This window comes from Ruegeria sp. CDSA236 (assembly GCF_059611285.1).
This window is the reverse complement of the sequence record NZ_JBXWPG010000011.1, coordinates 65,779-86,092: the sequence shown is the minus strand read 5'-3', so window position 1 is coordinate 86,092 and position 20,314 is coordinate 65,779. Positions and strand designations below refer to the sequence as shown.

General features: G+C 55.5%; 18 protein-coding genes. 11 read left to right on the top strand and 7 right to left on the bottom strand.

Translation table 11 applies throughout. The features are described 5' to 3' along the window. Nucleotides 1-241 precede the first annotated feature (241 nt). From AC2FLB_RS16510 to AC2FLB_RS16485, 6 genes are all read right to left on the bottom strand, one after another. Entirely contained in the window at nucleotides 242-2,185 is a 1,944-nt protein-coding gene (locus tag AC2FLB_RS16510) for a multiheme c-type cytochrome (protein WP_496709673.1), read from the bottom strand. Nucleotides 2,186-2,241: 56 nt separating this feature from the next. Beyond that, complete coding sequence (locus tag AC2FLB_RS16505) at nucleotides 2,242-3,219, bottom strand: HAD family hydrolase (RefSeq protein WP_142638883.1); 978 nt, start codon at nucleotides 3,217-3,219, stop codon at nucleotides 2,242-2,244. A gap of 97 nt (nucleotides 3,220-3,316) precedes the next feature. Beyond that, a complete protein-coding gene (locus AC2FLB_RS16500) occupies nucleotides 3,317-4,948 on the bottom strand; it encodes an arylsulfatase (RefSeq protein ID WP_496709672.1) in 1,632 nt (543 codons plus the stop codon). An 824-nt stretch (nucleotides 4,949-5,772) separates the two neighbouring features. Beyond that, nucleotides 5,773-6,009 carry a tetratricopeptide repeat protein gene (locus tag AC2FLB_RS16495; protein WP_496709671.1) on the bottom strand — a complete coding sequence of 79 codons (237 nt, stop codon included), beginning with the start codon at nucleotides 6,007-6,009 and terminating at the stop codon, nucleotides 5,773-5,775. Nucleotides 6,010-6,186: 177 nt separating this feature from the next. Continuing rightward, nucleotides 6,187-7,218 carry an NADPH-dependent curcumin/dihydrocurcumin reductase gene (curA, locus tag AC2FLB_RS16490; RefSeq protein WP_496709670.1) on the bottom strand — a complete coding sequence of 344 codons (1,032 nt, stop codon included), beginning with the start codon at nucleotides 7,216-7,218 and terminating at the stop codon, nucleotides 6,187-6,189. Between the two features lie 658 nt (nucleotides 7,219-7,876). Then, the gene (locus AC2FLB_RS16485; RefSeq protein WP_496692294.1) at nucleotides 7,877-8,494 is read right to left on the bottom strand and encodes a helix-turn-helix domain-containing protein; all 618 of its coding nucleotides are present in this window, start codon (nucleotides 8,492-8,494) and stop codon (nucleotides 7,877-7,879) included. A 101-nt stretch (nucleotides 8,495-8,595) separates the two neighbouring features. Between AC2FLB_RS16485 and AC2FLB_RS16480 the strand changes: the two genes are divergently transcribed. The 5 genes from AC2FLB_RS16480 to AC2FLB_RS16460 are packed head-to-tail and all read left to right on the top strand — an operon-like array spanning nucleotide 8,596 to nucleotide 12,202. Continuing rightward, nucleotides 8,596-9,786, top strand: a complete 1,191-nt coding sequence (locus tag AC2FLB_RS16480) for an LLM class flavin-dependent oxidoreductase (protein WP_496709669.1) — start codon at nucleotides 8,596-8,598, stop codon at nucleotides 9,784-9,786. Continuing rightward, nucleotides 9,779-10,456: a glutathione S-transferase family protein gene (locus tag AC2FLB_RS16475; RefSeq protein ID WP_496692296.1), complete on the top strand. Its 678-nt coding sequence runs from the start codon at nucleotides 9,779-9,781 to the stop codon at nucleotides 10,454-10,456. The genes AC2FLB_RS16480 and AC2FLB_RS16475 overlap by 8 nt, the downstream gene beginning before the upstream one ends. Next, nucleotides 10,456-10,938 carry a flavin reductase family protein gene (locus AC2FLB_RS16470; RefSeq protein WP_281973656.1) on the top strand — a complete coding sequence of 161 codons (483 nt, stop codon included), beginning with the start codon at nucleotides 10,456-10,458 and terminating at the stop codon, nucleotides 10,936-10,938. Before AC2FLB_RS16475 ends, AC2FLB_RS16470 begins: the two co-directional genes overlap by 1 nt. Further along, nucleotides 10,935-11,831: an alpha/beta hydrolase gene (locus AC2FLB_RS16465; RefSeq protein ID WP_496709668.1), complete on the top strand. Its 897-nt coding sequence runs from the start codon at nucleotides 10,935-10,937 to the stop codon at nucleotides 11,829-11,831. The genes AC2FLB_RS16470 and AC2FLB_RS16465 overlap by 4 nt, the downstream gene beginning before the upstream one ends. Then, complete coding sequence (locus AC2FLB_RS16460; protein ID WP_271952617.1) at nucleotides 11,828-12,202, top strand: nuclear transport factor 2 family protein; 375 nt, start codon at nucleotides 11,828-11,830, stop codon at nucleotides 12,200-12,202. The genes AC2FLB_RS16465 and AC2FLB_RS16460 overlap by 4 nt, the downstream gene beginning before the upstream one ends. 374 nt (nucleotides 12,203-12,576) lie before the next feature. On the opposite strand, the gene AC2FLB_RS16455 is transcribed toward AC2FLB_RS16460, so the two are convergent. Then, a complete protein-coding gene (locus AC2FLB_RS16455; RefSeq protein ID WP_496692299.1) occupies nucleotides 12,577-13,230 on the bottom strand; it encodes a GntR family transcriptional regulator in 654 nt (217 codons plus the stop codon). 74 nt (nucleotides 13,231-13,304) lie between these two features. On the opposite strand from AC2FLB_RS16455, the gene AC2FLB_RS16450 reads away from it, so the two are divergent. The 6 genes from AC2FLB_RS16450 (at nucleotide 13,305) to AC2FLB_RS16425 (ending at nucleotide 20,256) form a co-directional block, all read left to right on the top strand. Continuing rightward, nucleotides 13,305-14,522, top strand: a complete 1,218-nt coding sequence (locus AC2FLB_RS16450; RefSeq protein ID WP_496709667.1) for a Gfo/Idh/MocA family protein — start codon at nucleotides 13,305-13,307, stop codon at nucleotides 14,520-14,522. Between the two features lie 100 nt (nucleotides 14,523-14,622). Then, the gene (gene dctP, locus AC2FLB_RS16445) at nucleotides 14,623-15,633 is read left to right on the top strand and encodes a TRAP transporter substrate-binding protein DctP (RefSeq protein ID WP_496701104.1); all 1,011 of its coding nucleotides are present in this window, start codon (nucleotides 14,623-14,625) and stop codon (nucleotides 15,631-15,633) included. Between the two features lie 30 nt (nucleotides 15,634-15,663). After that, on the top strand, nucleotides 15,664-16,239 hold the full coding sequence (locus AC2FLB_RS16440; RefSeq protein ID WP_496709666.1) for a TRAP transporter small permease: 576 nt from the start codon (nucleotides 15,664-15,666) through the stop codon (nucleotides 16,237-16,239). Beyond that, nucleotides 16,236-17,531 (top strand): TRAP transporter large permease, encoded by a 1,296-nt coding sequence (locus tag AC2FLB_RS16435; RefSeq protein WP_496705417.1) that lies wholly within the window; start codon nucleotides 16,236-16,238, stop codon nucleotides 17,529-17,531. The genes AC2FLB_RS16440 and AC2FLB_RS16435 overlap by 4 nt, the downstream gene beginning before the upstream one ends. Next, nucleotides 17,531-19,423 (top strand): bifunctional sugar phosphate isomerase/epimerase/4-hydroxyphenylpyruvate dioxygenase family protein, encoded by a 1,893-nt coding sequence (locus AC2FLB_RS16430; protein ID WP_496709665.1) that lies wholly within the window; start codon nucleotides 17,531-17,533, stop codon nucleotides 19,421-19,423. The genes AC2FLB_RS16435 and AC2FLB_RS16430 overlap by 1 nt, the downstream gene beginning before the upstream one ends. Continuing rightward, complete coding sequence (locus tag AC2FLB_RS16425; protein WP_496692305.1) at nucleotides 19,420-20,256, top strand: citryl-CoA lyase; 837 nt, start codon at nucleotides 19,420-19,422, stop codon at nucleotides 20,254-20,256. Before AC2FLB_RS16430 ends, AC2FLB_RS16425 begins: the two co-directional genes overlap by 4 nt. The last annotated feature ends 58 nt before the right edge of the window (nucleotides 20,257-20,314 follow it).

The window sequence follows — 20,314 nt, the reverse complement described above, 5'->3', positions numbered from 1 at the left end:
ATCGATTGCGGTTTTGGTCTCGGGCGCGAACAGGTAGATCGTTGCCTCGTAGTTCCAGTCAGTATTCTGAGCAGACGCGGGCCCGGATGCCGGCAACTGCCGGCACGATTGCGGTCAAGATCGTCTTCATAGGCAGTGCCTTTTGAGCTAACATTTCATTGTGTGCCGGGTGGCTTCAGAGATAGCAGAAGCTGAGCAGCTCAGCGGTCCGCTCTGAGGTTCCGGATTCTGGCAAGAGCAGTCACTCGCTATCTCCTTGCGGCGCAGGTTTTCCTTCCAGCTCTGCCTGTGTGGCCAGAAGTGTGGGATGTTCCGGATTGGCTGACAGAGCTTCTGCCACAACCGCGGCGGCAGCAACGCGTCCTTGGGTTGCCGCTGTGATCCTGGCCAGCATCATCCATGCATCCAGCCGTTGCGGATCCAGCCGCACCACCTCACGGAACGCGGATGTGGCCATGCCCATGTTGCGCATGGTCAGTGCCACACCGCCCAGTTGGAGGTGGGTTTCAGGAAAATCGAGCCGGTTTGCCATGGCATACTGCCATTCAGCCATGGCGGCTTGCAGCTCTCTGGCGGTTCCATTCTGGAGGCCGTTCTCCGTATCACCCAGCATCGCGCGGGCAGCGGCCATGCGCACATTGCGGGCAGGGTCGGCAAAGACATCGGCCAGGCGCTTGCCCCTTTCCTGAAGCGGTGCAAGGCGCTGCAGAGAGGCCGCGGCAGCGCGGACAAGCGGATCCGGGTCCCGCAGCAGGTCCGTCAGCCTAGCGGCGAACAGCGGGTCGTTGGACTGCTCCAGAAGCCAGAGCGCAGTGGCCCGCACGATGCCCGGCTGGCTGGTATTCTGCGCAAGCGTGGTCAAGTCGCCGGCCGCCGCTGCTGCATCGGCACGTCCCCGCGCCAGCACCTCCCCGTAATGCCGGCCACGGTTTCTGTCGTCCGGATACCAAGCGGAAATCTGTGCAGCTGCCCAGGCTGCGTCCTGGCCGCGGTGGCAGGCGGTGCAGGCATCCGGTGCTCCCGTCACCGGCGAAAGATCCGGCCGGGGAATGCGGAAGGAGTGATCGGCGCGCCAGTCGTTGCCCATGTAGACGCGTTCTGGCATGTGGCAGGACTGGCACTTCGCTCCGGCGCTGCTTTCCGGGTGGAAGTGATGTGCAGGGCTGTCGTAGTCCGCTGCTGTGAGTGTTGGGAAGTCCGGATTACCCGCTGGGCTGTGGCATTGGGTGCAAAGGCCGTTGCCTTCTGCCTTCAGGTCCAGACTGTGTGCGCCGTGGCAATTCAGGCAAGTCACGCCCCGAGCGTGCATCTTAGATTGCAGAAAGGAGCCGTAGACATAGACCTCGTCCTGGATCTGCCCGTCCGCGTGGTAAAGTCCTGGGCGCAAAAGTGCGAGCGTGTAGGCATCATGAAAACGCGTGCCTGGCACCGGGTTGCCGTCCAAGTTGGCTTCGCGTCTGGAATGGCACGTCGCACATTGTTCGACTGCCTGCCGAGGATCGGCGAAATCCACAGGAAATCCATGGTTTGCGGGCGGCGGTGTCCTTGTCGTTTCCCACGTATCAGCCCAATCAACGTGGTCCTTTCCCGGTCCGTGGCAGGCCTCGCAGCCAACGCCTATTTCGACCTGGGTTGATGCATAGCTTAAACGGCGTGCGTCGTAGTTTTTGCGGAACCCGGTGGCGTGGCACTCCGCACAGCGCGCATTCCAGGTCTTGTAGGGACCCGTCCAATGCAGACCATCCAACGGGGGCAGGGTCTGGTCCGGATAAAGGTGGAACCACTTCCCCTCTTCGGTGTCCCAGACCACGTCAAAACTCTGCAGCTGCCCCGGTTCGGTCTCGAGAAGATATTGCTGCAGCGGTTCGATCCCCGCAACCGAATGCACTTTGTATTCCGCCTGCGATCCATCCTTTTCGATCACCTCGACGTAGTATCCGCCCTCAGCTCCTGTCTGAAACCGGGCGGTCATACCGTCATGGTGAAAGGCCGTTCCGCCGAAGTCACCTGCGACCGTCTCCCGCGAAGGCGTTGTCCAGGCCTGAGCGTGATGCGATCCTGCCCAGCCTGCGGCACTGTCCTTATGGCAACCGGTGCAACGATCCGACCCCAAGTAGCCGTCAAGGCTCTGGGCCATCGCTGGCAGACCCAGCAGCAAGAGAAGGATCAAGACTACAATCTGCATTTTCAGAGGGCCATCCGATTTTCTGGGTCGTTCATGGACAGGGATGGTGCAGGGCTTCATTCGCGGCTCGGCCAGATCCGCTCCCAATCACGGGCCATGTCGATTACCAGCCAACCGCGGCTGGCTGCTTCATCAAGTCCGCGTGCAAGCTGCCCGATATGGCTTTCACGGCCGTAAGCGTATTCGCGTTCGCTGTCAGTATGGTGCAGCAGGATGCCCAGCCGCGCACCATCGCCCGCAGTAGTCCACTCAAGCATCTGGAAGTCTCCATCGGAATTTCCCACTGCGATCACCGGCCGGCGCCCGATGCGGGCCTCGATAGCAACGGGCTTACCTGCCTTGTCGTCGATGAAGAATAAACCGGGGTCCTTCATCACCCGCGGCGGTCCGTCCCCGGCGGAATAACTGCCATTTCCGATGGATCCGATGACCTGCTCGGGCGGAATGTTATAGGCGCTTTCAGAGAACACCCGGATGAAATGCAGGCCGCCGCCTGAGGCGATGTAGGTACGGAAGCCTTCATCGCGTAGATAGGTCAAGAGCTCCAGCATGGGTTGATAGACCATTTGGTCATAGGCCAGGCCTGTGCCGGAATGCCTGGCCGTGTCCAGCCAGCTGCGCACGACCGCCTGGAACTCGTCCACCGTCAGGCCGGAGTGGGTGGTGGAGACGATTTCCAACAGTCCCTCAGTGCCCGAGGCGGCCACTGTCTCCATGTCGCCTTCGACTGCGGCCCGCAGCACGTCAGACGTGAGCACCCCGGGATCAGCGGCAGCCATTTCTTTCAATCGGTCGATGGCAAATAGCAGTTGAAAGTAGACCGGCTGTTCTGCCCAGAGCGTGCCGTCATTGTCGAAGGTCGCAATACGCGCGGCCGGGGTGACATAATCAGGTGAATCCGGGTCCGTTATGCCTTCGACAAACGCAATGATCCGATCCTTGGTGGCCGTATCCGTCCAAGACGGCAAAGGGTCAGCGAGCGGAGCTGATGCAAACAGAATTGTCAAAGGAATTGAAATTAGCAGAGCACGCATAGGGACAACCTCCGCAAATGCAGGGAAAGGGATGCCGAGGCAACCGGAAAATTAGGCGCCCCGACGGAATACTCCGTCGGGACGAAGTGGGATGAGTCTACTGCGAGCCGCCCGGCTGCGACAGCTTCTCCATTACCTTGTCGAGGCTGAACGAAGCCGCCTCCTGCCGTGGCGGGTATTCTTCGAAGGTTGCCAGGAACTGCCCAACATAAGCCTGGGCCGGCACCAGCATGAAGGCGTGGTCCATCAGCCAGTCGTAATAGGTGTTCGACGTCCGGTAACCGCGTTCATAAGGGTCGCGGCGCAGGTTGAAGATCAGCGGCACGCGCAGCGGCGTCAGCGGCTCCATCCAGGCCCGGAGAGTTCCCCAGGCCTTCTGCTCGAGGAAGGTGATCTTCCAGTTGTTGAGCCGGATCGCCGCGAGGTCGCCGTCGTCAGTGAAGTAGAAGATCTCATTACGCGGGCTCTTGTCCGTGTCACCCTTGAGCATTGGCAATAGGTTGTAGCCGTCGAGATGGACGCGATACTCGCGGCCTGCCATTTCCGGAACGGTGATGCCTTCGAGCAAATCTTCCTTGATGGTTTCATTGCCTGCAGCGGCCAGGAATGTTGGCAGCCAATCCATGTGATGCACGATCTCGTTCGAGATCGTTCCGGGCGCGATATTACTGGGCCAGCGGACCATAGCAGGCACCCGCCAGGCGCCTTCCCACTGGGTGTTCTTCTCGCCCCAGAACGGGGTCATTCCGGCATCCGGCCATGTGTTCATATGGACGCCGTTATCAGTAGAATAGAACACGATGGTATTATCGGCGATGCCGAGTTCGTCAAGCTTTTCGAGGAACTTGCCGATATCCATGTCGTGTTCGATCATGCCGGCAGTGTATTCATCAGCTTTTTCCCCATTGTATAACTCATCCGCGAACGCGCGGTTCTCTTCGCTGACGTGGGTACGGAAATGCATCCGTGTGCCGCTCCACCACAGGAACCAAGGGGTGCCGGCGTTGGTCTGTTCCTCCATCCAGGCAATTGCAGCATCTGATGTCTCGTCGTCCACAATCTCCATCCGCTTCCGGGTCAGAGCCCCGGTATCCTCGATATTCTGCGTGATTTCATTTTCGCCGTAGGTCGCGGTCACGTTCAAAACACCACGCGGACCGAACCGTTCAAGGAACGTCGTGCCGTCTGCGAACACCATATCCTTCGGGTAGTCCTCGTTTTCCGGCTCTTCTTCGGCGTTCAGATGGTAGAGATTTCCGAAAAACACATCGAAACCGTGGTTCGTCGGAAGGTGTTCATCCCGGTCTCCCAGATGGTTCTTGCCGAATTGACCGGTGGCATAGCCTTCGGCTTTGAGGAGGCCGGCAATGGTGGGATCTTCGATCTGCATACCTTCCTTGGCACCGGGCAGGCCGACCTTGGAAAGGCCGGTGCGGAAGACCGACTGGCCCATGATAAAGGATGACCGGCCAGCCGTGCAGGATTGTTCACCGTAGTAGTCGGTGAAGATCATACCTTCTCTGGCAACCCGGTCGATATTCGGCGTTTGATAACCCATCAACCCCATTGTGTATGCGGAGATATTGGACTGGCCGATGTCGTCGCCCCAAATGACGAGAACGTTCGGCTTGCCGCCCGCGCTGCCTTCTTGGGCAAGCGCCGGCGCAATCCCAATGCTTAAAATCAGGAACCCGGCCGCGACGGCCCTGTTCAAATACGAAACTGGCATAATCGGTCACTCCCTCACATTCGCTAACAGTGAAACTTGAGTTGGTCGCAGACAAGCACCAAGCGAGAGGCTTTGCTTGCCTTTGTCCGCCCGTAGAACATTTCGAGTGGGATCAACTATCCATAAGTTGAATGTATGGCGCAACACTTTCTTTTTTTTGGCAATCTTTCGGTTGTCGGCCATTGTGTCTAGGCCGTTGCGGACCGGCACGTCATCAGGAACTGCCATGGCCTGCAAGCGGAGTCCTTGGCGCACAAGCCGGAGGCCCACGCGCACAGCAGGCTTTCCGGTCATCTTTGCCGATAAAAGTCAGGACACAGACCCGGCCTTTGTGGATGCGCTCCGCGAAGTGGCGCAGGCGGTTTCACTAGGCTTCTGTATCGGCTTCTTCGGCGATCCGGAGCAGAAAATTTACATGCAAGGTGCCTGACAAATTCCGCCTGAAGAGGGATGGGAGATGTCTGACGTCAGCGCCAACCCGACGTTGACGTATTACAATATCATCGAATGCTGCGTTTGCTTCGATGGCCGCTATGAGCCGATTGTGTTGAAAAACTCGAGTATCTGACGGCTGCATTTTTCCGCCAGAATCCGTTACGGCGGCTAAATTGAAACCCTGTGCTTGGTAGGGGCCCTGAGAGCTCCGGACAATGTCAACGCGAGTTCCCCCTCGACGAATTCTCGGAAAGGCCTCCTGCAAGCAAGTATTTCACCCATCTTCACGAAAATCGGAGTTTTTCAACACGATCAGCCCAGTCTGCACTAAGGTGAGATGCACCAACCTAGAGTCCGGGTTGCTGGAGCGAACATTCATAGGGCAGCGTCTACGCGTAAGTCTGCACAGGACTAAGACGTTTGGCGATCAACAGATAGTCCACGGCACTTGCGGCGTCCCCCGCAAACTGGAGATAGAAACCCATGAAGAGGTTAGCCTCGTATCCGTTAGGTTCGAGGATAAGTGACTGATGCACAGCGTCGACAGCTGCATTTGCCTCACCGCTGGCGACATACACGCCTCCCAGAGCAATGTGCCCGCACGCAAAATCCTTGTCGAGCGTCATCCAAATGCCGTGACGGGCGACTAAACTTCTGAAAGTGGCGCATCCTTCCAGTAGCCCGAATGGCAGATTTCGGGATCAGCCGAGAAGATCGAACCTTTGGCTCAACTGCAGCTTTGGGCCGTTACTTTGACGATGGAACCATCCAAAGAACGATGCAATGTCTGGCTGTGTGTCCGGCTAACCAACTTTTACGACCATCTTTCCAAAGTTTCCGCCGGCCAGCAGTTGATTGAATGCTTCCGGAGCATTTTCAAGCCCCTCAACCACATGTTCCTTGTAGCTTATTGAACCGTTTTTGAGCCAAGCCGTCATATCGCGGACAAACTCCTGATACACGTCGGCACCAAAGTTGTCGAAGATTATGAAACCCTGCATTCTGACTTTCATCCGCAGGATCGTGCCCATGATCGCAGGGCCCATATCCGGGCCGTCCGGTAGGCCGGGCAGGTTGTACCAGGATACAATCCCGCAGACGGGCACCCGTGCAAACGGGTTCAAGAGCGGCAATACGGCATAGAGAACTTTGCCGCCAACGTTTTCGAAATACACGTCAATTCCACTTGGACAAGCCTCGCGCAGTTGCGCCGCCAGATCATCAGATCGATGGTCCAAACACGCGTCAAATCCAAGGTTTTTGACTACATGAGCACATTTTTCAGAACCGCCTGCGATGCCCACTACGCGACATCCTTTTAGCTTTGCGATCTGACCGACTGTTGCGCCTACCGGGCCGGCTGCGGCAGCCACAACAACTGTTTCACCGGCTTTTGGCTCCCCGATTTTCAGAAGCCCGGCATAAGCCGTGTAGCCTGGCATTCCGAGAATTCCGAGCGACCAAGACGGGTTGTCCGGGGATTTCCCCAACTTAACGACCTGCGTTCCGTCTGAGACAGCAAAATCCTGCCACCCGCTTGTATTGAGCACATACTCACCGACTTCGTATCCTTCGATGTTGGATTTGACCACCTGCCCGACGACCTGCGCCGTCATAACACCGCCAATCGGAACGGGTTCGGCATAGGATTTTGCGTCATTCATTCGGCCACGCATGTAAGGATCCAACGACAGATACACCGTACGTACCAGCATTTCGTCTGGTCCAGGTTCAGGAACGCTCGTGGTTTCCAGGCGCAATGTATTCTCGTCCGGTTGTCCGGTTGGGCGATTGGCGAGAACAATACGACGATTGGTGGCGGATGTTTGGGGCATTGTGACCTCTCATAAGACGGCTTTCTTGCAACAGAGACCAAATTCCGCTGCAGAGCAACACGACAGCACCAACGAGTTCGAAAAACCTATAGACGTGGCCCAATCACGCACGATCTGCGCATTGAAATGCCCGAACGCTCATGGAAACGCCCTGCTAAAAAGTAATCAAACCCGACCCTAGGTTCGTCTTCCATTCACCTCTCGACTGAGGTTCTGGTTCCTTCATGAATCTCGAAGTGGAGGGGTCTCTGAGTCTTGCTTTGCGGATCCGAAGCCTGCTCATGGAACTGACCAGAAGCCATGACATCATAGACTTCAATCGTGACCAAGTCACAGCCGCACAATTTACTGTCGATAGCCATATCGAAGAGAGCGAGATCGCGTTGGTTAGCTGCAAGCGCACGCAGCGTCTCAAATGCAGCGCGAGTGGAGGATCTGGTGCCGCTGTTCAGCGGAAAGGATAACCATTCATGCAGACCGTAGCGACGATTAGTGGTCGAATTTCCAGGTCGCAGGACAAAGCCAACTGTTGTCTCTATTGACCAAATGACTGGTTTTGGCCCAAGCAGTTAGGTCAGATCTGTGGGCTTTTCCGAATGCCATTATCCGTTGCTTTGTGTCAAAAGCAATTCTCGCAATAGTGATAGCTGGCCAACAATCACCAAGTAATTCGTATTGGCGACATCGCCCAGACCATTGTGGCCTCTTTGTCAGTCCGGTTGCGGAACCGATGCGCGATCATTGAAGGGTAGGAAAAGCTGTCGCCTTTGCGAAGAACTATGATTTCTTCACCAAGGCGCAGCTCCACTTCGCCACTCAAGACGATCGCATGTTGCTCGCCCTCGAAAGAATAACCTTCCTGGGGTTCAGGCGGTGTACCGGCTCCTGGGCGGAACCGTGACAGGATCAGATAGCATTGTCCGGATAGTGTGCTGGATAGCAGTTCGTCTTCGAATCCCAACTCCTGGGTTGTTCGCGTGTACATGTTGGAAAGCGCCCTGCGATTTTCTTTGCGTACGACATGTTTGCGTTCCAATGGTCCGACACCCGATTGCTTGGGAAAGAACCAGTTGGGATCGACCGAGAGCGCTTCACTGATCTCTCGCAGAAGCTCCGCCGATGCTTTTGCTGATCCCAGCTCGATCCGGCTCAGATACGCCGTCGAGCAGGATACCGTTTCCGAAAGGTCTTGTAACGTCAGGCCACGCGCCTTGCGCACTTCGCGGATTTCGCTGCCAAGCCGTTGAGTGTCAGTATCAGTAACGTTGCTATTCATGCATTCGGGATAAGAGATTTTTGTTGATTTTTCGAGTAAAATTCAACTTAGTTGAAAATTGGGTGATAATTCAACTTACCACATCTGTCCGGGAGATCGCTATGCGCTTTGATTTGATTGCCAATTTCAGTCCTGGTGAGACGATTCCCTGGATCCGGACACTGGAGATGATCCTCGAACAATGTTCGCTGGCAGAGCAGGCTGGATTCACGACCGCCTGGTTCACAGAACATCACTTTGCCCATAACGGCTATATGAACGCGCCGCCCAACCCGATCCAGATGGGTACGCATGTGGCTGCTCATTGCACAAAACTGCGGGTTGGAACGGCGCCCATCATCTTGCCGGACTGGCACCCATTGCGCGTGGCCGAAGACGCGGCGATGCTGGATAACATGTCGCTGGGCCGGTTCGATTTTGGTGTCGCCAAGGGCATCAATGAGCGCTCGACCATCCAGTTCAACTCGGATGCGGATCGGCGCGACAACGCCAAGGTGATGCGCCTCTATCAAGAGAGCCTGGATATTATTCTGAAGGCGTGGACCAACGACGCCTTCACCCATCAAGGTGAGTTCTATGAGTTCCCAGTTCCAGGCTGGAAAGAAACCAACCGTTTTTTTGAACCGCTGGACCCGCGCTATCACGACGAGAATGGCGAGTACAAAGCGATATACGTGCATCCACGCCCGTATTCTGATCCGCACCCGCCGGTCTGGCTCATGTCGAATGCGCCTCCCACATTCAAGCTTGCTGGTGAAAAAGGGTGGGGTGTGATCTCGATGGCCGCTGGACCCAAGGCGACACTGGCCTGCTGGGAACCCTACCGCGAGGCGCTGTCCAAACGTGAAGGGCGCGATGTGAAACCAGGAGAAGGCGTTGGCGTCTGCACGGCGTTCTATGTCGGTGAAAGCATGGAGGAGGCGGTGAACACCATTCGTGGCCCGATCAATGCCTATTACGAATTCCTCGGCGGGTCGCGCCCCAAGGGCGAGTGGACAAAACATGGCTATCTTGATGTCGGCGAAGAGATGACTTCTGAGGACGAAGAGATGGATTGGTTCGATTTCCTCAATAAACGCGGGATCATTGTGGTTGGTGACGCCGAATATGTAGCGGATCGTTTTGCCGAGCGGCAGGAAACCATCGGCCTCGACCACCTCATGTTGATGCAGCAATACACTGGCGTTCCCTACGAGAAAATCCTGTCCAGTTGGCATCGACTGTTTGAGCATGTCGTTCCAAAATTCGGGACACAATCCATCGCGCAGAAAAGGATGTTGGAGCATGCTTGAAATTTGGGGGCGGCCCTACTCATCAAACGTTATTCCGGTGATTTGGACAGCCAATGAGTTGGGATTGGACTATACGCTGCAACTGGCCGGGGGCAGCTTTGGCAAGCTCGACACTGATATGTACGCGCAGATCAATCCCAACAAAATGATCCCGGCGATCCGCGATGGGGATTTCGCGCTTTGGGAAAGCCTCGCCATTGTGCGGTATCTCTGCGACCGGTACGGCGCGGGAACGTTTAGCCCCTCTGACCTACAGACCCGCGCCATCGCGGATCAATGGATGGAGTGGTCCGCCAGCCGCGCCTTCGGGCCGGTGATTTACCTGTTTTTTGCAACTGTGCGCACCCAATCCGACCAACGGGACCAGGAACAGATCGCCAAACTTCGCGATGAGGCGCATGAAGCGCTGACCATTCTGGATCAGCACCTTGCGGATAAGGCCTATGTCTGTGGCGACAGCTTTACCATGGCGGATATTCCGCTGGGTTGCGTGGCGTATCGCTATTTCAATGTCGAGGTCGACCGCCCACCGTTGCCCAATGTCGAAGCGTGGTATGAACGATTGGCGGAACGCCCTGCATACCGGGGTCACGTCATGCGCCATTTTGGCACAAACCCGGATGAGTGGGCCGCCCTTGAAAAGGCCTGCGTCAGCGAAGGAGTTCTGTGATGGACCTGCGTGACTTTCGCCGTGCGCTTGGCGCTTTTCCGACAGGGGTCACAATCGTGGCCACTTATGACCCCGAGGGCATGCCATGGGGCCTGACCGCCAACTCCTTCACCTCGGTCTCACTCGAACCGCCTGTGATCTCTGTCTGTGTCGCAAAATCGGGTCGCGTGTTCCCGACGCTGTCCAGGTCTGATCATTTCGCGGTCAACATCCTGTCCGCGGATCAGAAAGCTTTGGCGTTGCATTTTGCCAGCAATGTGGAAAACCGGTTTGCCGATACGGAATGGACTCCTGGGGCCAAGACGCCTTTGGTCCCCGGTGCATCTGCGCATCTGGAATGCACCGTGCACAACCGGGTTGATGCGGGTGATCATGAAATCCTCTTGGGACGTGTCGTGAACTATGCCCATGCACCCGTTCCTCCGCTGGTCTTTTGTCGCGGCGCGTTCTTTTCCGCGCCCCAATCGGAGGCAGTATCATGAGTGATCACCTGACTTTCCACACCCGGTTCAGCCCTGACGAATTCGACGCGCAGTACAATTTGCGGGCTGGGCGGCCGGACTATGAAGTGACCGTCATTCCCGGGTGGAGCCGCGACAGCGCGCACGCGCGTGCAACATCCGATTGCAGCCTAGATATCCGCTATGGAGAAGGTGAAAAACAAAAGCTGGATGTCTTCCGCTGCGCGGACACCGCCGCACCGACATTGGTCTATTTCCACGGCGGCTATTGGCAGCGTGGCGACAAATCGATCTACAGCTTCATTGCGCCGCCGTTTGTTGAGGCGGGGTTCAATGTTGTTGTCATCGGATACGATCTTTGCCCGTCTGTGACCATCACGAGAATTTCAGGAGAAGCGCGTGAGGCCATGTCCTTTGTCTGGCGCAACGCGGGCGCATTGGGCATCAATCCAGACCGTCTCTGCGTTATGGGCCATTCCGCTGGCGGCCATATTACCCAGATGATGATGGCGACCGATTGGCCGGCATTTGACGATGACTTGCCAACAGACCTGATTAAATCTGGCATTCCGGTCTCACCGCTCAGCTATCTTGAGCCGGTCCGCCTGACCGAGGCTTTGAATGCGGGCATCCAAATGGATCCGGCAGAAGCCCAGGCCGAAAGCCCGATGACCAAGCACCCACCGGGTACCAATGCCCCTCAGCTGGTCGTCGTCGGCGGCGCGGAAACCGATGAGTTCCACAGGCAGGCACGAATGTATGTCGAAAAATACGAAACAGCAGACCGCAAGATGGGTCTCTATTTCGTGCCCGATGTGGATCACTTTGACGAACTGAATGTGCTGGTCGACCCGACGAGCCCCTTCTTCAAACACACTTGCGATATGCTTCAAGGAAAAGGACCGAAATCATGACCGCTTTGACCCGAGACCTAGTCGACTCTGTCGGTGACGCGTTTAACGCCAATGACATCGATGCCGTAATGAGACACTTCGCAACCGACGCTACATTTGATCACGCTGTTGGCCCCGAAGAACATGGCGTGCGTCTGGAAGGAGCCGAAACCATTCGTGGTGCTTTTGCAGCCCTGTTTGAAAAGGTCGCGAACGTGCATTGGGAAACGCTCGACTGCGCTATTTCCGGCAACAAGGCTTATTGCGAATATCGCCGTACAGCCGTGCACAAGGATGGTTCAAAAGAAGAGTTTCTAAGCGTTGACATCCTGACCTACCGAGACGGGCTGATTGTCCATAAAGACACGTACTACAAGCAACGTACAAGCTGACCCGACAGCCTTTGATGCAGCCAAGCACGCAGCAGTTTTGTAAGAGGGAACCTATCTCGCTTTGACAAACCGCTGCATCGGCAATCAAGCTCCGTTTCGCGCAATCCGTTATTGCGTAATGAAAAGATGCGAAAACAGCTAAGGCCCAAACTTGGCATTACCAATGGGAACAAGGATCGGTTCGAGGAACTGCACAGGATTGTCGAAGAGAGCGAGAAGAAGCGCTTTACCATCATCGGATGATGAAAAGCTGCTCAGGGGCACGCTGAAGATGTAGATTTCTAACTAGATCCTGAGACGCCATCGGAAGCACTGCATCACAGTATTCAGCTCTTAGCTTAAAAGTACCGGTGTCACAGTAAATGGGGGAGAGGTCACATAGCCTCCAAGGTATGCGCGAGGCCATTTCGAATGTGGTCTTCCAATAACCTCTTTGCCGTGTTCGCGTCTCTGGCCAATGCTGCATCGAACATACCCTTATGCTCCTTGATGGCTTCTTCGCCACGATTGGTCAGCACGAGCATCTGATAACGTAAGTATTTGTCGTAGATGATCGAGTGCAGAGACAGAAGGTTCTTGGAGTTGCAGGCCGCGATCATCGCTTGGTGGAACTCCCAATCATAACGTTTCCAGGTTTCTTTCTCGGATTCGTCGCCCTTGAGAAGTTGCCGTTCTATCAGGTGCAGTTTGTGATGTGCGGCAACGAGGTTGCCTTCCCAATCCGTGTCGCCGTTCGCAATGGACAACTCCAACGCGTGGCATTCCAACAGGACACGCAGCTCTGATATTTCGGTCAGGTCTTCTCGGGAGACCGGCGCAACCAGGAATCCCCGTTGTTCGGGAGCTTCGACAAACCCATCGCTGGCAAGCCTGTTTAGGGTTTCACGAAGTGTCGAAAGGCTCGCCGCATAGCGTTCCTTCAATGCGTCCAGCTTCAGTTTGGAACCGGGTTGCAGCGCCCCGAAGATGATATCCCGCTTGATGCGCTGATAGGTGCTTGCACCTATCGTAGACGGCTGTTTCGCCATGCGTTTCACCCGATATTCTCAGTTTCTTCGTCCAATTAGCATTTTTCAGAGACATCAGCAATCCCAACTGATGTATGGTAAAAATAAAAATATCATACATTATTGCGGAATCGCGAAAACCCCAATACCTTCATGTTCAAATTGAGCAATGCAGCTCAGTCGCAAATGTCGGTTTCGGGATTTTTCGAACCATCCGGAAGGAAGCAAAAGTGTCTAAGAACTTTCGCATTGCCATTGTTGGCATTGGCCTTGTTGGACGCCGCCACGCAGACGCTATCCGGGCGTTGCGCCATGTTGACCTTGTTGCGGTCGTCGATCCCAGTGACGAAGGCCGTGCTTACGCCGTTGAGCACGGGGTGGCATGCTACGAGACCCTTGAGGAAATGTTTGCAACTCAGACGCCGGACGGCGCTGTGCTTGCGACTCCTACGACGCTTCATGTCGAACAAGGCCTTACATGTGTGCGACATGGGTGTCCTGTTCTCGTCGAAAAACCGATCGCCGTGGAAGCTGCGGCAGCACTGGAGCTTGTCCAGGAAGCGGAGAGGGCCAATGTGCCTCTGATGGTCGGACATCATCGTCGGCATAACCCCCTGATCAAGTCAGCCAAAGAAGCTATTGTTGATGGGAGGATTGGGGATGTTCGTGCTGTCCACGCGAATTGCTGGTTCTATAAGCCCGACGAATATTTTGATGCCGCGCCCTGGCGAAAGAAACCCGGTGCAGGACCCATTTCGGTCAATCTTGTCCATGATGTAGACCTTCTGCGGTATCTGGCCGGAGAGGTCGTGACGGTACAGGCGCAGTCGGCTTCATCGCAACGCGGTTATGACAACGAAGATGTCGCCGGGGCGCTGTTGACGTTTGAAAGCGGAGCGATTGGGACCATAAGCGTGTCCGACAGCATCGTCGCCCCGTGGAGCTGGGAGATGACGTCTCAGGAATATCCAATCTATCCGTCGACAGCGGAGAGTAGCTACATGATCGGTGGTTCTCATGGGTCGTTGTCCGTACCTGATCTTCGACTATGGAACTACCAAGGTGATCATCGGGATTGGTGGACGCCAATCTCATCAACCGTGTTGAAGAAGGGTGCATCTGATCCGCTGGTCAATCAACTCAGGCACTTTGTTGAAGTTGCTCGGCACGAAGCAGATCCGATTGTGTCCGGATGGGAAGGTTTCAGAACACTTCAAGTCATTGAAGCTATACAGAATTCCTGCAGAATGGGCGAGAAGGTCAGGATAAAAAGCCTGCAAAATACGCCAAAGGCAAATGTATCAGTAGTATAAAATATCTGATATTTTGTAAAAAATCTTGCAAAATGTCCAAAATAGGTCAAAACTCTGAATCGCAAAAAAGAAGCTTCATGATGTCTCAGGGAGGAGCAAAGTGATTACCAAACTTACCCGTAGGGCTGCAGTATCAGCCCTGGTCGCAACCGGTGTTCTGTTTAGCGCAACAAGTGGTGCGCTGGCGGAAGACAAAGTGCAACTTCGCCTCGCAACATCAGGATCGGAGACCGACCAGCGCTCGGTCGCCATGGCAGATATCTTCGCGCCAATGGTTGCCGAATTCGCAAATTATGAGCCCAGCTATAACGGCACAATCTTTGCACAGGGCACCGAACTTGACGCCATCAGCCGGGGCAACCTGGAAATGTCGATTACCTCGGCGCAGGAACTCGCGCAGTTCTTCCCCGAGTTTTCGATCTTTACTGCTGGCTATGTCCACCAGGACGCCGCGCATCAGGTGGCTGTCTTTACCGATCCCTTGATGGATGCGTTCAAGCAAAAGGCTGAGGAAGAGCTGGGTGTTAAACTCCTGTCGGTTATGTATCTGGGCCGACGTCAGGTGAACCTGCGCCAGCCCAAAGATGAACTGACTGTGACGACACCAGCGGACTTGGACGGCGTGAATCTTCGGATGCCGGGCACTGACGCATGGCAATTTCTAGGCAAGGCGCTGGGTGCAGCCCCGACGCCAATGGCCTTCTCAGAGGTTTACACCGCTCTGTCGACAGGAGCGGTTGACGGTCAGGACAACCCACTGCCGACCGTGGTTGACGCCAAGTTCTATGAAGTGACCAATCAGATCGTTCTGACGTCGCATCTGGTGGACCTTAACTATATCGCCATTGGCAAGGGTGTCTGGGACGGGCTGACACCGGAACAGCAGGCTAAAGTTCAGGAAGCCGCAGATGCAGCCGCGGAATCTGGTCGCCAAAAGCAGCTTCAGAAAGAAGAGGACCTTGTCAGCTTCCTGAAAGAGCAAGGGATGGAGATCTACGAACCTGATCTCGCTGCGTTCCGCAATCAGGTACAGTCCATGTATCTGGACAGCGAATTCGCTGGCTCTTGGCCCGAGGGGGTTCTGGATCGGATTAACGCTCTGGGCAACTAAGTCCAGCAAGACAAGAGAGGGAGAACCGCAATGAAGGCCTTTATCAAGGGGTTCTCCCGACTGACCGAAGCGATTGCCGGCGGGATGCTGGCGGCAATCTTCCTGATCTTCCTTCTGCAAATTCTCTTGCGGTATTTTTTTACACCCGCCGGTTGGACGCTAGAATTGATCGGCATTCTTTGGGTCTGGGTGATCTTCTTCAGCTGCGCCTTTATTGTGCGCGAACGGGATCATGTGAAGTTCGACATCATCTATCTTTCGGTGCCGACGCGCGTACGCCAGGTCTTTGCAATGCTGGCGGCCGCAGCGATCGTGATCGGGATGCTCTATAGCTTCCTGCCGACCTGGGACTACATCGACTGGATGAAAATCCGCAAGACAGCGACTGTCCGCAATCCGTTCTCGGGCGAGAAGATACCGTTGCGCACTGTGTTTTCGATATATGCGGTATTCATGCTGGTCGTAGCAGCGCGATACGCGTGGTTATTCTTCGACGTTTTGCGCAATGGCCCTCCAAAAACAGAGTTGGAACTGGTCGTTGGGTACAACGTGGTTGACGATCATCCCCGTGTCGACGTCGTAGACGACGAGGAAGCTAATAAATGAGTATCGAACTTCTTTCCTGCCTGCTCGCTCTTTTTCTTCTGGCGGGCATTGGGACACCTATTGGGTATTCCATCCTCTTAGCCTCATTGGTGTATTTAGGCACGGCCGGACTGGATGTCGCCCTGGCGGGCGAGAAGATCCTACAAGGCTTCTACAAAAGCACGATCCTGCTTGCCGTGCCTTTGTTTATTGTCGCCGCCAATATCATGAATGCGGGGTCGATCACTGACCGCCTGCTGAACTTCTGCGTTGCGGCGGTCGGGCGTTTCAAGGGTGGCCTCGGACACGTAAACGTAGTGGCATCTCTGATCTTTTCCGGCATGTCCGGCTCTGCTGTCGCGGATGCGGCGGGAATTGGTAAAATCATCATTGAGATGATGACCAAAGATGGCCGCTATAGCCGAGGCTATGCAGCCGCAATCACGGCGGCCTCGGCAACAATCGGCCCTATCATTCCGCCCTCAATCCCGATGGTATTGTACGCGCTTGTTTCCAAGGCCTCTATCGGTTCGTTATTTCTGGCCGGTATTCTGCCAGGCCTGATAATGGGCGTCGTCCTCATGGCGATGAACTATTATCTGGCAGGAAAGCGGAACTTTGCCTTGGAAGAACCTGTTCCGTTGCGCGAATTGCCCGCCAAAACCGCCAATGCGTTTCCTGCGCTGCTAATGCCCGCCATCCTGCTCTATGGCATCTACGGGGGTGTCACGACACCGACCGAGGCCGCGGCCGTGGCCGCACTCTATGCCCTGCTGCTGGCAGGGTTCTTCTATCGCGCCTTGTCGTTCCGTGGCCTTTATCAGGTCTTCGTTGACAGCGCCCGTTCTTCTGCAGCGGTTGGAGTTGTCATTGGTGGAGCGTTCATTTTGAATTTCATCGTGATTCAGGAGCAAATCCCACAGTCTATCTCGGCGCTGCTGGAAGGTTCGGATGTCAGTCCGATCGTCTTCTTGATCCTCGTCAACCTGCTGATCCTTGCCCTGGGGTGCGTTTTGGACGCGACAACGATCATTCTGGTGATTGTGCCCTTGTTCATCCCGACTTGCGAAGCGCTTGGTATTGATCTGGTGCATTTCGGTGTGCTGGTCGTCGTGAATTCGATGATCGGTCTGATCACGCCGCCCTACGGGATTCTGCTGTTCGTAATTAATGCTGTTTCGGATATTCCACTGCGTGAAATCATTTCCGAGATTTGGGCCTTCTTGGCGGTGTTGATTTTCGCCTTGGTGATCATGATGTTGATGCCCGATCTGGTTCTGTGGTTGCCGCGTATGTTTGGGTATCAGGGGTAATGTGTCTCTCGGTTTCGACAACGTCGATCCCCGGTGATCTGGCCGAAAAACTAAGTGCAATCGCTGATGCGGGCTTTAGCGGTGTCGAGTTGCATGAACCGGATTTGACCGCTTTTGACGGGCCACCATCGCGAATTCGGGACATTGCATCAGATCTCGGACTAAAGATTTGTCTGCTGCAACCCTTCCATAACCTTGAAGGCCAGGCCGACAGCGAGCGGGAACGTGCCTTTGATCGGCTGAAGCGCAAACTCGATCTGATGAGCGAGTTGGGAACGGATCTGCTGCTAATTGGCTCTGCATTCGAAGTGGACCCTGCTGCCACCGAGGATCAGGTGATCTCAGACCTCAGCGAAGCGACCGAGATTGCAAAAGGGATGGGGCTTCGCTTGGCCTATATGGGTTTGCCGTGGTCCGATCTCATTCGCTCGGACGAACAGGCGTTGCGCGTCGTCGAGGCGATTGACAGCCCTTACTTTGGACTGGCTTTAAACTCTTTCTTCTCGCTCGCTGACGGTTCCAAACCCGCCCGCCTTAGGGACATTCCCGGAGAGCGACTGTTCCATGTGCAACTGTCCGATGCGCCCCGGCTTGAGATGGATATTCGCAGACTCAAACGGCACTTCGGGCTTCTACCTGGGCTTGGATCACTTAACCTAGCAGGCTTCGTGCGCGTGCTGGCCAGGGCAGGCTACATAGGACCCTGGTCTATCGCCCGTGTGAACGAAGTGGCGGCACAGCCCGGTGCCCGAACACTGGCCCGGGACAGCTATAGGTCCCTGGTCAACCTTTTGGACGAGGTATCACGGACCGAGCCGAAAGCAGACTTTGGAACCCCAAACCTGCCAGAACGCGTTTATGCGTCCGGCTTCGAATTCGTAGAGTTTGCAGCCGATGAAACAAGCGGGGCACAACTGGCAGACTTGCTGTCAGCAATGTGTTTTCGAATGGAGCGAAAGCACGTCACCAAGTCTGTCGAATTGTGGCGGCAAGGCGCGATCAACATCGTTGTGAATACCGAAAAAGAAGGGTTTGCCCATTCGGCGTTTCTGGGCCATGGCCCATCGGTCTGTGACATGGGATTGCGTGTCAAAGATGCGGATCAGACGGTTCAACGTGCAACCGCGCTGGGCGCCCCGAATTTCTTACAACCGGTGGGAACAGGAGAGCTGGATATCCCTGCAATCCGTGGTGTTGGTGGCAACGTCGTTCATTTCATCGATGAGAAATCCGATCTGCATCGGGTATGGGATATCGAATTCGAGCCGGTTGCCAAAACCAAAGCCATGCAACCCGCCGGATTGCGCCGTATCGACCATCTGGCACAGACAATGCGCCACGATGAAATGCAAAGCTGGCTGCTGTATTACATCTCGACCTTCGACATGGCAAAGTCGCCAATCGTGAACGTGGCTGACCCGTCGGGCGTCGTGCAAAGCCAGGCCATCGAAAGCCCCGAAGGCGAAGTGCGTCTGAACTTGAACGGGGCCGTCGGTCGCCGAACGCTGGCGGCATCGTTCCTTGAAGTAGGCTTTGGGGCAGGCGTTCAACATATCGCCTTCCAGTCCGACGATATTTTTGAAACCTCTGCTCAACTGCTTAAGTCTGGTTTCCCCAGCCTGACTATTCCAGAAAACTATTATGCTGATCTGCAGGCGACTTTTGGGGTGAGTGACGACCTGATCACCCAACTGCATGGGAGCAATATCCTCTATGATCGCGCGGGGGGAGCAGAGTATTTTCAGATCTATAGCCGTCCCGTTTTCAACGGCTTTTTCTTTGAAATCGTTGAACGCCGCGCTGGATATGCAGGTTTTGGCGCGCGCAACGCCCCTATTCGCCTCGCCGCGCAAAGGAAAACTCAGGCGGCGAAAGAGGTGCAAACGCCATGAGCGCACTGGATGAAAACATGACAAGTGATGAGCGCGCCGTTCGCCAATGGTGGCGCACCTCCATCATCGATATGAAGCCCGGGTACATCGCATTTCGTGGCAACGCCATAGAGGACCTGATCGGGAATGTATCCTTTCCGCAGATGATCTGGATGATGGTGCGAGGCGATCTGCCGGGCGATGCTCAGGCGCGCCTGTTTGAGGCCGCTCTGGTCGCCGGTGTGGATCACGGCCCGCAGGCTCCCTCGATTGCGGCTGCGCGCATGGCTGCTACTTGTGGAGTAGGTCTCAATAATGCGATGGCGACTGCAGTGAATATGCTGGGCGATGTACATGGCGGAGCAGGCGAGCAGTGCGCCGAGCTTTATTATGATATCGCCGATCGCATAGATGCCGGGGCATCGCTGAATGATGCTGTTCGGAATGGTCTGGACAGTTGGCGCGAGACTTACGGCAAGATCGTTTCAGGTTTCGGACACCGGTTTCACAAGCCCGTCGATCCGCGTGCACCCCGGCTGATGCAGCTCGTTCGCAATGCAGCAAATGAAGGCACCGTTTCAGGTCGCTTTGCAGACATCGGAGAAGGGGTTCAGGCCGAACTTGGTCGTCAACGGGGCGGTCGGCCGATTGCGATGAACATCGATGGCGCGACAGCCGTGATCTTTTGCGAACTTGGCTTTCCCGCGCCCCTGTCGCGGGGGCTGTTTTGCTTGTCCCGTTCGGTTGGAATACTTGCCCACGCCTGGGAACAGATGAACCAGGGCGGTCGGAACAAAGGCCCTGTGCCCCCGAATTACTTACCCCTCTACGAAGACAGGAATGATGAGATGTGAGACATCGAAATCTTTCCGGTCCGGCCCTGTTGGCGTTGGTCGTGTAAACGATGTCGAT